Raw genomic sequence first — 14001 nt, 5'->3', positions numbered from 1 at the left:
ATTATCCTTTTACTGATCCTGCCGTTAGGCCACGAACAAAATATTTTCCTGCGAAGACATACACCAACAACGTTGGCAGTGCGGCGATGATCGCGGCAGCCATGTCGACGTTATATTCTTTAACGCCAGTGCTGGTGTTGACTAGGTTGTTTAATGCCACGGTAATCGGCTGAGTATCTGAGCCGGAGTAGACCACTCCGAACAAGAAGTCATTCCAAATCGCGGTGAACTGCCAGATCACCGTCACCATGATGATTGGCGTTGAGATCGGTAATAAAATCTTGAAGAAAATCGTAAAGAAGCCAGCACCATCCAACTTAGCCGCTTTGATCAGTTCATCGGGAATCGAGATGTAGAAGTTACGGAAAAACAGAGTGGTAAATGCCATGCCGTAGATAACGTGCACAATCACCAAACCGATGGTTGTATTCGCTAAACCCATCTTGCCGAGCATGGTCGCCATTGGTAACAACACCACTTGGAATGGGATGAAGCAGCCGAATAACAACAAGCTAAAGAACAAGTTTGAACCTCTGAATTGCCATTTCGTCACGACATAGCCATTGAATGCACCCAACAATGTTGAAATCGCAACCGCAGGAATAACCATTTGGAACGAGTTCCAGAAATAGCCTTTGATGCCTTCACATTTCACGCCCGTACAGGCGGTATCCCACGCTTTATACCAAGCATCGAACACCCACTCTTTAGGCAAGCTCATTAAATTACCCGCCTTGATGTCTGGCAGAGTTTTAAATGAAGTGAGCGCCATTACGAACAGTGGCATTAAATACACCAAGCAGAAGAAAAGCAGTGCTGAATAAATAAAGATTCGAGCAAAATTGATGTTATTCATCATGACTTTTTCTCCCTAAGTTCAGAGTAAAGATAAGGCACAAGAATCGCTAAGATACCGGCAAGCATCATCATGGCACTGGCAGCACCAAGGCCGATTTGCCCACGAGTAAAGGAGTGTGCGTACATGAATAGCGCAGGAAGATCCGATGAATAACCCGGGCCACCTGCCGTCATTGCGGTCACAAGATCAAAGCTCTTAATCGCAATGTGTGAGGTGATGATCACTGCACTGAAAACCACAGGGCGCAAGCAAGGTAAAATGATTTTGAGATAGATAGTGGGTAAGCTTGCCCCATCGATTTGAGCCGCTTTGATGATTGAAGAATCGATGCCACGCAGACCTGCTAAGAACATCGCCATCACGAATCCAGAAGACTGCCAAAGTGCCGCGATAACCAAGGTATACACCGACATTTCGGAGTCGACTAGCCAATCAAATTTGAAGTCAGTAAAGCCCCAGTCTTGCATCAGCTTTTCAATGCCAAGACCTGGATTAAGAATCCATTTCCAAGCGGTACCCGTCACGATGAACGACAACGCCATTGGGTATAAATAGATAGTACGAATCGCGCCTTCTTGACGGATATTCTGGTCAAGCAATACCGCTAAACCAACACCTAGCAAGATAGCAATCGCCATAAATAGAAAACCAAACACACCGAGGTTGGTGATTGAGGTGATCCAGCGATCGTTATCCATCAGCTTTTCATATTGGGTTAAACCAACGAAGTTAAAGCTCGGCAGAAATCGAGAGTTGGTGAACGACAGCGCTGCCGTCCAAAATATATAGCCGTAGATACACACCACGGTCACTAACGCGGTGGGCGCCAATACAATTTTAGGTAACCAATGTTGCAACCTGTCAGCAAAACTCGGTTTTGGCGCAGGCTGGCTCCTTGTGGATTTTGGAGTCGACTCAGTCAAAACATGCTCCATAACTTATCCTTGTTGCACAATCGAGCCGATGGCTTACCTTTCGGCACCACATCAGCATCACGCATATCAGAATTGGGAATGAAGAGTAGATAGGCTCCCTACGAGCCTACCCACCCTGGGGGTTTGGTGTTAGACCAAGTTAGATTAGATAGCCGCTTTCACTGCTTTTGCTAACTTAGCTGCCGCTTGTTTTGGATCGGCATCTTTCTCATTGAAGAAGTTAGTCACTACGTCATAGATAGCACCTTGAGCGTAGCTTGTCGTCGCTAGGCCGTGAGCCATACTCGGAACAAGATCGCCAGATTCAGCACTCGCTTTGAAGGTTGCCATTGAATCCAACGCACATTGGTCGAACTTAGACATATCCATATCTAGACGTACAGGGATAGAACCCTTGTTAAGGTTGAAGACTTCTTGGAAATCTTTGGTAAGAATGGTTTTCGCTAGATCTTGCTGCGCTTTTTGGTTCTCTTTGTCGCTTAACTCAAAGAACGCAAAGCTATCGATATTGAAGGTAAATTGGCCGTCAGTGCCCGGAGCTGGTGCACAGATGTAATCTTTACCCGGCACTTTGCCTGCCGCCGTAAATTCACCTTTCGCCCAGTCACCCATGATCTGCATCGCTGCTTCGCCATTGATAACCATTGACGTTGCGACGTTCCAATCACGACCTGGAGAGTTACTGTCGATGTAGTCACGCATCTTTTTGAACTTGGTGAACACTTCCACCATTTTGTCGCCAGATAACACGTCCATATCAAGTTCTACGAACGCTTTGTTGTAATCTTCACTGCCTAGTACGTCGAGAGCCACGGCTTCGAATACCGTCGCGTCTTGCCAAGGTTGCCCACCATGAGCCAATGGAATAAAGCCAGCCGCTTTAATCTTGTCGGCAGCAACAAAGAACTCATCTAATGTAGTTGGAACCGTAACGCCTGACTTTTCTAAAACAACAGGGTTAGCCCAAAGCCAGTTAACACGGTGAACATTGACAGGAACTGCCACATATTCGCCATCCCACTTCATCACTTTAGTCACTACTTCTGGTAATAGTTCATCCCACTGTTCTTGTTTCGCAGTTGCATCGAGAGACGTTAGAAAACCTAAACCACCCCACTCCTGAATATCATGACCTTTGATCTGCGCTGCAGATGGTGGGTTGCCTGATACTGCTCGCGTTTTTAAAACGGTCATCGCACTTTCACCGCCACCACCAGCCACTGCAAAGTCTTTCCACGTATGGCCTTGTTCTTCAATCATCTCTTTCAATACCGCAGCGGATTTCGCTTCGCCACCGGCAGTCCACCAGTGAAGCACTTCCACTTCACCAGCTTGAGAAAATGTTGAGGCAGCAAGAAGAGATAGAGTAAGTAGGGTTTTATTGATTTTCATTATAATCTTCCATGTTTAGCGGACTCGACGTCCGGTTCAATAAAGAGTCTACTTATTTTGATTTTTAGGATTGAAACAAAAGGTAAGACTTATGTAACACAATTGTTACATTACACTTCTAAGCCTCTTGGTATATAGACTTTGGCTTCTAGGCCACCTTGAGAGGAGTTGCGAATAATGAGATCTCCGCCATGTCCATGCAGAATGTTTCGACAGATCCCGAGCCCTAAACCGTGTCCTTGGTCGTCGGTTGCAAGCCTAAAGTAGGGTTCGAAAACCAACTCTAACTTGTCTTCAGGGATACCTTTGCCGTGATCCTGAATCGTCACAATGACCCACACTGAATCACTGCTGATATCTACCTCGGCGGATTGTCCATATTTCACAGCATTGTCGATAAGGTTAGTAAGCACGCGTTTAATAGCTAGCGGTTTGGCAACCAAAGGCTCAATCACAGCAGGTTCAAACTCGACCTGAGTTTGGTATTGGTTGTGCAGTTCAATCACAGAGAGCATCATCTCGTTGAGATCGATAATGGCATTGTTCTCATGAAGGTCGGTGTCTCTTACTGCTTGTAATGCGCCCTTCACCATCATCTCAAGCTCATCAAGATCTTTGTTGAATTTGTCTTTCTTGACTTCACTTTCCAACAACTCAGCTCGTAACCTAAGACGTGTGATCGGTGTCTTCAAGTCATGAGAGATCGCAGAGAACAAATGCTCTCGGTCAGCAACATAACGACGGATGCGCTGTTGCATGCGATTAAAGGCTCGGGTTGCGGTGACCAGTTCAGTTGCCCCCTCTTCTTTCAATTGAGGCTGCTGAATATCCATGCTCATTTCATTAGCCGCTCTTGCCAGCTTTTTAAGAGGTCTAACTTGGCGACGAATCATCAAGTAAGTCAGCACCAGTAGAATGAGCGTTGAAGAAACTAAGAAGATCACCTGTTCTCTGCCAAGAATCGTATCGTCGAGTTTCACATATGGCGCTGGTAACAACGCGGCAATGTACACCCATTCATGACTGGTTAATTCTATTTGAACAACCAGAATTGGCGGATTAAGAGGTTCTAACGTTAGCGTGTGATGCGCCCACGATCGTGGGAGATCACTTAAGTAGATGTCATTTTTAAGCAAACGAAGGTGTTCAGGGCGTGAAAAATCTACCCGAACTGATTCGACTTTATTGAGCTTGCTACTCAAGACGCTTTCTATGGCTTCAATTGAGGCGGTTTTTAAGCGGGTATCGGGAATCGGTTCAACGATCAAAGCCTCTTTATTGAAAGAAACGAAGAAGCGCGTACCGCCCATGTTGCGGATCTGATCCAGCACGATATGGCGATATTTAACGGGTAGAGATTGGAAGAAAGTCACCGTTGAGGCAAACATGTTTGCCATGCTCGAAGAGGCAGAACGAATCCCCTCTAATTCTTTGTGTTTGGATTCGCTATACCAAATAGACGTTGCGATACCCTGAGCAATCACGACCGCTAGCAAGGTTAACAACAAGGTTCTTGCGACCAAGGAGTTTGGCTTTAACCGACTCAACCAGTTCATACGAGATACTTCATACGGAATACTTCATTGGAAATACTTTATTAGATTACTTGATTAACAGCAGGTCATGCTTAGTGTTCATACTGAACAGGCACCGCAAGAATATAACCGTTGCCGCGCATAGTTTTGATGTAATGAGGGTATTTACCGCTGTCGCCCAATCGGCTTCTCAGGCGGCTAAGCTGAACATCAATGCCACGTTCAAAAGGCAGCGCTTCACGGCCTCTGGTCGCGAAAGAGATGGTGTCACGGTCAAGAACTTCGTTAGGGCGAGTTAAGAACAGCATTAACAAAGAAAAGTCACTGCCCGACAAGTCCATCTCTTCTGAGTTTTCATTGTGCGAGATTCGATGCGCGAGAGTATCGAGCGTCCAATCACCAAAAATGATCTGCTTTGGCAATGCATCACTTGGCTTGTCATCCACCACTTGAACACGTCGTAACAACGCTTTGATACGAGCCATTAACTGACGAGGGCTAAACGGCTTGGCAATGTAATCATCAGCACCAATTTCTAAACCGATGATCTGGTCGGTTTCATCCGATACTGCTGTCAGCATAATGATAGGCACATTCGACTGCTTACGGACGCGCTGACACAAGGTAAAACCGTCGTCACCGGGTAGCATCACATCAAGAAGAATTAGATCAGGATAACCTTGATTTTGCAGGTGGGTATCGAGTTCGATACCGTCTCCAACGGAGGAAACATCGAAACCAGATTTTGTGAGGTACTCTTCCAGCAGCTCGCGGATTTCTTGATCATCATCCACCACGAGAATTCGAGTATTTGTTGGCATCGCCCAAACCTATTAAATTTACAACTTATTCACATAGTGTATAGGCTGGCCGATTATTTGATTATTGACATGTTTGTAAAGTTAGACGAACAAACAGATAAAGATCACATCTTAGTGACCTCTATCTGTACTTAGCGACTCAAAGAATCATAGAAGGTTAAGAGGAGCAGCTGATTTCCATGGCTTTGCCCCACTCAGGCGGCAAGGCGGCAAGGTGTTCGTAGTCAGGATGTTCCGCATAAGGGTCTGCCAACACCACCATTAACGCATCAATATCACTGCTATCGCCACGCTCGGCTTTATCTATTGCAAGCTGAGCAAGGTAGTTTCTAAGAATATATTTAGGGTTTACCTGTCTCATTTTTTCACAGCGCTCTGCCACTGAACTCTCTTCCAATTCACAGCGTTGCAAATAGTTATCCACCCATAGCTTCGCGGCTTCGCGGTCGATAACTAAATCAATCACGTCTTGCGGCGGCAATGTATCTAGGTTCGACAGCGTTCTAAAGAATCTTGGGTAATCGACTTTGTTTTGCGACATCAGTTCGAACAACGATTCAAACAAGCGACTGTCGCCTTCGTGTTTCGAAAGCAGCCCCAACTTACAACGCATCAACTGGCTGAAATAACCATTCATTTGCGGCTCGTACTGCTCTAACGCAGCCTCTAAATCGGCTTTATCCACCAGCGGCGAAAGCGAATGAGCCAGTGCAGATAGGTTCCACAATCCAATTCTAGGCTGTTGATTGAAAGCGTAACGACCTTGGTAATCCGAATGATTACAGATCAATCTCGGGTCATATTCATCAAAAAAGGCGAACGGGCCGTAATCGAAGGTTTGGCCGATGATCGACATGTTATCGGTGTTCATAACTCCGTGAGCAAAACCATTCGCTTGCCACAGCGCGACCATTTCCGCAGTGCGATCAACAATCTGATTAAACATTGCAGCGTAGGGCTTTTCTTCATCGAGACACTCAGGGAAATGCCACTCAATGACTTTATCAGCTAGCAACTTATGCTCAGCCAACTGATTGGTATAAAACAGATGCTCAAAGTGACCGAAACGGATGTGTGACTCAGCAGCACGCACCAACAATGCGCCCCACTCTTGCTTCTCTCGATATACCGGTGTGTCGCTGGTCATCATCGCCAACGCGCGAGTGGTTGGGATATTGAGCCCTGCCATCGCTTCGCTACATAAGTACTCACGAACGGTTGATCGAATAACAGCGCGTCCATCGCCCATACGAGAATATGGCGTTTTACCAGCACCTTTAAGGTGTAAGTCAAACGTTTCACCACTTTTTGCGACAACTTGAGCCAATAACAGCCCTCTTCCATCACCTAAATCAGGGTTATAAGAGCCAAACTGATGGCCTGCGTATTTCATTGCTACGGGTGAGAATTGCTCAGGTTCAACATTGCCCGACAGTGTCTCAAGCAATTCCTCTGAGGCATCTTCAAATAACGGAAAGCCGAGTTCATTCGCAAGGTTATGGTTCCATGCGAGCCATTGGACATTGCTGAGCGGTGTAGGTTGAATTGGGGTATAGAACAGTCGAGGTAATGCAGTAAATCGATTGTTAAATGAAATAGAATCCCAGACAGACATGAGAGATACACTGTAGATAAAAGATAACTTAAGATTATCACAGTTTGATAACAACTTCAGATCAGGTTATGCAGTAAGTCTTTTCAGATAAAGAGGTTAATCAGACAAAGAGATTATTCAAAGAAAAAGGTTACTGAGAGAAAGGTACAGCTAAGAAAAGGTTAAGTGGCTAGCCTGATGAGAAGAGCCACATTTAAGAGAAGAAGAGTTCTAACTTTGAAAACTTTTTAACAAGTGTGTTCATAATAAAAACTAAAAATATAGAGCCATAAAGCTGACTACATTAGAGCAAGAATACCCACTAGAGACAGGGTAGAGAAAAGCCAAGTACGGCTGATAACGCCAAAATTACTGTGTTGAATCATTTCTTGATGCTGCATATGTCTCTCCTTGAGAACGTGATGGTGTAACTACAATATATCGGCTTTTCGCTAAAAGCAGCAAGCATATTAATATTAACCTTTTATGACAGCATTAAGAATTTTCTGTAACTATTCAGCCCTTTGATAAATCGAAAAGTTATGCTCGGCTTGTCGTTGAAAGTAGCGCTCCTGCACCAATAAACACGCCCCCTGTAACGCGGTTAAATACCTTAGCTCGCCCCTTGGCAAACAGCCAAGTTGATGATTTTGCACCTAGGTAGGCATAGACCAATAACCAAGACAACTCCATGACAACGAAGGTCAAAGCGAACACCACAAATTGAGGAAATAGCGCTATCGATGGGTCAATAAACTGAGGGAAAAGTGCGGTAAAAAACAGGATAGCTTTAGGATTACTCGCGCCAACAATAAAGCCACTCACATAATGCTGCGCAGCGCTTTCTTTAACAGGTTGAGAGCCTGCTTGTTGATTCGATAGCTTGTCATAATCTTGCTGACTCGACCGTAGCGACTTCCAACCGAGATAAATAAGGTAAGCAGCACCCGTCCACTTAATGATATTAAACACCACTTCTGATGAAGCAATAATCACCCCTAAACCGGTAAACGATAACGTTAGGATTCCGGTAATGGCAGTCACGCTACCCAAGGCGGTAAATATCGATAACTTAAAGCCAGATTGCACACCCTTAGTCATGCACAACAAAGAACTTGGCCCTGGCGAGGCTGTTAAAATCAACACCGCCAACAAATAATAAATCCATGTATCAAAGCTCATCGCGAATTCTCCTTAACTCACTAAAACGACTAAACATTAAGCACCAATATGTAATAGCTATTCATATTAAGCAACTAAATATTGACTACGTTCACTCTGTGCTGATTACTTATCTCTTAAATTTCGGCAATAAAAAACGCCATGCATCACTGCATGGCGTTTAAATTCAAACGTTTCAAATAGAGCGTCTTACAAGGTTCTAACCTTAAGTTTCAAGCTTAATCTCTAAGCTAAATCCCTAAGCTAACAACGAACAGTAACCTAGTCTTTGTAGATAGAGAACTCGTCTGCGCAAGCCACTAGCTGCTCGCGAGTGATCATGAATACACCGTGACCACCGTTTGAGAATTCAATCCAAGTGAATGGAAGCTCTGGGTACTGATCCATCATATGAACCATTGAGTTGCCAACTTCACAGATCAGAATACCATCATCAGTTAGGTAGTCTGGTGCGTTTGCTAAGATACGGCGAACCAATTTCAGTCCGTCTGTACCTGCAGCTAGGCCAAGTTCTGGTTCGTGTGTGAACTCATCTGGCAGGCTGTTCATATCTTCTTCGTCCACGTAAGGTGGGTTCGATACGATCAGGTTGTATTTTTCTTTTGGCAAATCACGGAAAAGATCTGAACGGATTGGGAACACTTGTTGCTCCATGCCGTGATCTTGAACGTTCTGCTCTGCAACTTGCAGTGCGTCAGTAGAGATATCAATCGCATCCACTTCTGCATCAGGGAAAGCATGAGCACATGCAATTGCAATACAGCCACTACCCGTACACATATCCATGATACGAACAGGTTCTTCAGTTAACCAAGGTTGGAATTGAGCTTCAATCAGCTCACCAATTGGAGAACGAGGCACAAGAACGCGCTCATCAACAAAGAACTCAAGACCACAGAACCAAGCTTTGTTGGTCAGGTAAGCTGTTGGGGTGCGATCATTGATACGCTTGATCACGCGCTCAACAATACGTAGACGCTCACTGCTTGTTAGACGAGAGTTCAAAACATGCGGAGGAACATCAATCGGTAGATACAGAGTAGGTAAAATAAGTTGTACCGCCTCATCCCACGCGTTATCAGTGCCGTGACCATAAAATAGGCCCGCTGCGTTAAAGCGGCTAACAGTCCAACGAATCACATCTTGAAGCGTGTGTAGTTCTGATACCGCTTCTTCTACAAAAATCTTATCCAAAATTGTCTCCGAAAAGCGCTACAATACTGCTAATTACGTTTCTAATTTAGAATTCATAACCTGATGAGCAAAAAAGACACCGACTTTGATGACGATTTCGCCTTATTCAACGATGCAGTAAAGGGCGTTAAAAAGTTGCAACAGGATACCATAGTCCAGCAGCCAAAAAGAAATACCAAGCAAAAAGAAATTACTCGAACGGCCAGACAAGCCAGTGATAGCGAGTTTTATTTCTCTGACGAGTTCATTCCGCACCTTAGTGAGGAAGGACCAACACGTTATGCGCGCGATGATGTCTCTAAATACGAAGTGAAACGCCTACGTCGTGGGGTTTATGTACCCGACGTGTATCTCGATATGCATGGTATGACGCAGCAAGAAGCCAAACGTGAGCTTGGAGCTATGATTGCACACTGTATTAAAGAAAGCGTGGCATGTGCCTGTGTTCAGCATGGTATCGGCAAGCACATCTTGAAGCAGAAAGTGCCACTGTGGTTAGCACAGCACCCAGACGTAATGGCCTTTCACCAAGCACCGTTAGAGTTTGGCGGTCATGGTGCGCTACTGGTTTTACTGTCTATCCCCGATAAATAGCCATCGACTTGTTGTTTATTCTAAAAAGTAAGCCCAACAACTTATCGTTAGATAAAAATAGTCCGTTAGAAACAACAAAGGGCATCTCAATAACCATGAGGTGCCCTTTTATTTATCTTTAAAAGCTGTCTATCGCTACGGATTAATGTTCCAAAGCAACTCGCCTTTTTGTGTCTCAAGGTCGAATTCAATACAGGCTAGACCTGACGTTGGGAACATAGGCGGTGCCATGCCCGTTGCAAATTCCGCTGTTAAATAACCCACTAGAGGTAAATGAGAAACAAATAAAATGGTCTCTAGTTTTTCTACTTCAGCCATTGCTAAGGTCAAATCAAACACATCGTCAGACATCCCATATGGCGTTATATCATCACAGGTTTCGACTTTCTTCCCAGAAAACGCCTGAGAGATTTCCAACCATGTTTCTTGTGCCCTTAAATATGGGCTAACTAGCACTTTATCGAACTGGCTGAATCCTTGCTCATTTGCAGCTTGAGCCACCGCAAGAGAAGCCATTTTTCCGCGCTTAGTTAACGCTCGTTCTGCATCCGAGTTCGCAAAATGTTCTGCTTCACCATGGCGCATAATGAATATTTTCATGTTCAATCCTGTCTATGTAACATGCCGAACGTCGATATATCCCATATATCAGCGATACGCTACTTAGGTTTGGCTCTCAACCTAGAGAAACCTCAGTCAATATAAATAATTATATCAAGTCACTTGCTAAAGAGTTCGACTTTCTTAACAATCTTATTAAAAGAAAATAAATCACTGATAAAAATCGATAAAAATCGATAAAAGTGATTTAGAAATCGCCAAATAGCTCTTCATATCCCAAAATATGATCTCAAGGTTTGCACCCCGAATCATCGGGTACATAATTTAAAAACCACCTTCTCTGGAGATGCTCCTTTGCACTTAAGCCCAAACGATGAACATCAATACCGTTACATAACCTTAAATAACGGGTTACGCGTACTGTTAGTTCAGGACCAAAATGCTCAAAAAGCAGCAGCTGCGTTAGCCGTCAATGTTGGCCATTTCGATGACCCTTCTGACAGAGAGGGTTTAGCTCACTACTTAGAGCATATGCTATTTTTGGGAACTGAAAAGTATCCAAAGGTCGGAGAGTTTCAAAGTTTTATCAGCCAACACGGTGGTAGTAACAACGCTTGGACCGGAACTGAACACACCTGCTTCTTCTTTGACGTCGAATTAAATGCGTTTGAAACCGCACTTGATCGTTTTAGCCAATTTTTCACCGCCCCTTTATTCAATGAAGAAGCTCTCGATAAAGAACGCCAAGCCGTTGACTCAGAATACAAAATGAAACTCAACGACGATTCACGACGCTTGTACCAAGTTACCAAAGAACTGGTGAATCACAACCATCCATTCTCGAAGTTTTCAGTCGGTAATATCGATACGTTGGGAGATAGAGACGGTGAGACGATTCGCCAAGAGATCTTATCGTTCCACCAGCAACAATATTCAGCCGATCTGATGACACTGACGTTATCTGGAAACCAGTCACTTGATGATATGCAGAATTGGGTTGAGGAGCGCTTCAGTTCTATTACCAACCATAACCTACAAGGCAAGAAGGTTGCGGTTCCAATTGTTGGCGAGTTAAGCACTGGCGTACAAGTACACGTAGATCCAATAAAAGAAGTACGAAAGCTAATTTTAACCTTCCCAATGCCAAGCATGGATGAACACTATGGTATTAAGCCACTGTCGTTCTTTGCTCACCTATTAGGTTATGAGGGTGACGGCAGCCTGATGATGCAACTGAAGGAAAAGGGCTGGATTACCTCTCTCTCGGCCGGTGGTGGCGCAAGTGGCAGTAACTATCGCGATTTCACGGTCAGTTGCTCATTGACCATCGAAGGTTTGACCAAAACAGATAACATCATTCAAGCCGTATTTCAGTACATAAAACTCATTGAACAACAAGGTATTGAAGAGTGGCGCTACTTAGAAAAGCGTGCGGTTTTAGAATCTGCGTTCCGCTTTCAAGAGCCAGCAAGACCACTTGATGTCGTTAGCCATCTCGTGATCAACATGCAGCACTATCAAGAGCAGGATGTGGTGTATGGCGACTACAAAATGTCGCATTTCGATGACGAATTACAACGCTCTCTGCTTCCTTACTTAACCGTCGACAACATGCGAGCGACCATCGTCGCACAAGGTTTCGAATACGACCGGGAAGCGAAGTGGTACTTTACGCCCTACTCCGTCACACCGTTTAGCAACGAACAACAACAGTGCTTTACTTGCATCAACCCCGGTTGGCAGTTTGAATTACCCGATAGAAACCCATTTATTTGTTATGACTTAGACCCTGCCGAGCTTGAAGAGCAAACAGAGTTTCCACAGTTGCTCGAAGAGTTAGACGGCTTTAAATTGTGGCACCTACAAGATCATCAATTTCGAGTGCCTAAAGGTGTGGTTTACATCGCCATCGATAGCCCGCATTCGGTAGCTAGCCCTAGAAACATCGTCAAAACACGCTTGTGTGTAGAGATGTTCTTAGATTCGCTTGAAAAGGATACTTATCAGGCTGAAATTGCTGGTATGGGCTACAACATGTACACCCATCAAGGCGGCGTAACGCTCACGCTTTCTGGATTCAGCGAGAAGCAGCCACAGTTGCTCAATATGATCCTTGAACGCTTTCAAGCACGAGACTTTAGTCCAACACGCTTCGAAACGATTAAGCATCAATTGCTAAGAAACTGGAATAATGCGTCGCAAGACCGCCCTATTTCGCAGCTGTTTAATGCAATGACAGGAATCTTACAGCCAAATAATCCGCCCTATTCTGTGTTAATTGAAGCACTAGAAACGATAGAGGTCGATGAGCTATCTTCTTTTGTTCAAGCTATCTTGGCGGAACTGCACGTAGAGATGTTTGTGTATGGCGATTGGAAAAAAGCCGATGCACACAAAATGGCTGAAACGCTAAAAGATGCCCTGCGTGTTCAAGACCAAGCTTACGAAGAATCACTGCGCCCGTTAATCATGTTGGGGGAAAACGGCAGTTTCCAACGTGAAGTGGTGTGTAACCAAGATGACTCAGCCATCGTGGTTTATTACCAATGCCCTGATATTTCGCCTAAAAACATTGCGTTGTATTCATTGGCTAACCATTTGATGTCGGCCACTTTCTTTCATGAGATCCGAACCAAGCAGCAGCTAGGTTACATGGTAGGCACGGGTAATATGCCACTCAACCGCCACCCTGGTATTGTGTTGTACGTGCAATCGCCGAATGCAGCTCCGGCAGACTTGTTGGCCTCTATAGATGAGTTCCTCAATGCCTTTTACATGGTGTTGTTGGAGCTTAATGACTACCAATGGCACAGCAGTAAACGCGGCCTTTGGAATCAGATTTCGACGCCAGATACCACCTTGCGAGGTCGCGCTCAGCGCTTATGGGTTGCGATAGGCAATAAGGATTTGGAATTCAATCAGAGAGATCGTGTGTTAGAAGAGCTCAAAGGTCTGACTCGCTCCGACATGATGCGTTTCGTCGTCAGCCAACTTAAACCGCGCACTGCAAATCGATTGATTATGCATGCTCAAGGTAACGCTCATAACGAAGAAGAGAAGCTATCAGCAGGAGTGGAAATTGGCTCTATTGATGAGTTTCAATTGCGACCAAAAGACTGCGAGCTTGGTTAGTAGTTCTAAATAAAAAAACAGAAGGTTGATGTGGAAACATCAACCTTTTTTATTGGGCTCAGCATAAAAGCAGATCTCCTATTACGCTCCTTAGTCGCTTTAGGAGATGACGGTAATTTTGATTGAGATGTGTTTGACCACCATTCTGATCAACGCAATAGCTTACTTTTTATCTCTCTATCGTCCTTCTCAGAAAGAGGAA

At 44.6% G+C, this 14001-nt stretch carries 11 protein-coding genes; 2 read left to right on the top strand and 9 right to left on the bottom strand.

Translation table 11 applies throughout. The annotated features are described in order from the left end of the window. Position 1: 1 nt before the first annotated feature. The 8 genes from QUF19_RS04500 to prmB all read right to left on the bottom strand — a co-directional run bounded on the left by QUF19_RS04500 (position 2) and on the right by prmB (position 9512). Positions 2–859: a carbohydrate ABC transporter permease gene (locus QUF19_RS04500; protein ID WP_004736059.1), complete on the bottom strand. Its 858-nt coding sequence runs from the start codon at positions 857–859 to the stop codon at positions 2–4. Beyond that, complete coding sequence (locus QUF19_RS04495; protein ID WP_086970583.1) at positions 856–1794, bottom strand: carbohydrate ABC transporter permease; 939 nt, start codon at positions 1792–1794, stop codon at positions 856–858. Before QUF19_RS04495 ends, QUF19_RS04500 begins: the two co-directional genes overlap by 4 nt. Before the next feature lie 144 nt (positions 1795–1938). Further along, positions 1939–3186 carry an ABC transporter substrate-binding protein gene (locus QUF19_RS04490; RefSeq protein ID WP_054548180.1) on the bottom strand — a complete coding sequence of 416 codons (1248 nt, stop codon included), beginning with the start codon at positions 3184–3186 and terminating at the stop codon, positions 1939–1941. Between the two features lie 110 nt (positions 3187–3296). Continuing rightward, positions 3297–4742, bottom strand: coding sequence for an ATP-binding protein (locus QUF19_RS04485; RefSeq protein ID WP_017110101.1), 1446 nt, complete (start codon positions 4740–4742; stop codon positions 3297–3299). 71 nt (positions 4743–4813) lie between these two features. After that, entirely contained in the window at positions 4814–5542 is a 729-nt protein-coding gene (locus QUF19_RS04480) for a response regulator (protein WP_017110102.1), read from the bottom strand. 157 nt (positions 5543–5699) lie between these two features. Further along, positions 5700–7157: a protein adenylyltransferase SelO gene (locus tag QUF19_RS04475; RefSeq protein ID WP_286296584.1), complete on the bottom strand. Its 1458-nt coding sequence runs from the start codon at positions 7155–7157 to the stop codon at positions 5700–5702. A 519-nt stretch (positions 7158–7676) separates the two neighbouring features. After that, positions 7677–8318: a LysE family translocator gene (locus QUF19_RS04470; RefSeq protein WP_065104880.1), complete on the bottom strand. Its 642-nt coding sequence runs from the start codon at positions 8316–8318 to the stop codon at positions 7677–7679. Positions 8319–8579: 261 nt separating this feature from the next. Beyond that, positions 8580–9512: a 50S ribosomal protein L3 N(5)-glutamine methyltransferase gene (prmB, locus tag QUF19_RS04465; RefSeq protein ID WP_017104863.1), complete on the bottom strand. Its 933-nt coding sequence runs from the start codon at positions 9510–9512 to the stop codon at positions 8580–8582. A 63-nt stretch (positions 9513–9575) separates the two neighbouring features. Between prmB and smrB the strand changes: the two genes are divergently transcribed. Beyond that, positions 9576–10106, top strand: a complete 531-nt coding sequence (gene smrB / locus QUF19_RS04460) for an endonuclease SmrB (RefSeq protein WP_076671161.1) — start codon at positions 9576–9578, stop codon at positions 10104–10106. 135 nt (positions 10107–10241) lie between these two features. On the opposite strand, the gene sixA is transcribed toward smrB, so the two are convergent. Beyond that, the gene (gene sixA / locus QUF19_RS04455; protein WP_017073606.1) at positions 10242–10706 is read right to left on the bottom strand and encodes a phosphohistidine phosphatase SixA; all 465 of its coding nucleotides are present in this window, start codon (positions 10704–10706) and stop codon (positions 10242–10244) included. Between the two features lie 315 nt (positions 10707–11021). On the opposite strand from sixA, the gene QUF19_RS04450 reads away from it, so the two are divergent. Further along, complete coding sequence (locus tag QUF19_RS04450) at positions 11022–13799, top strand: insulinase family protein (protein ID WP_286296570.1); 2778 nt, start codon at positions 11022–11024, stop codon at positions 13797–13799. Positions 13800–14001 lie beyond the last annotated feature (202 nt).

The organism is Vibrio sp. FE10 (assembly GCF_030297155.1).
Classification (GTDB): domain Bacteria; phylum Pseudomonadota; class Gammaproteobacteria; order Enterobacterales; family Vibrionaceae; genus Vibrio; species Vibrio apostichopi.
The sequence above is the reverse complement of the archived record's forward strand: the minus strand, read 5'-3'. Positions and strand labels throughout refer to the sequence as shown.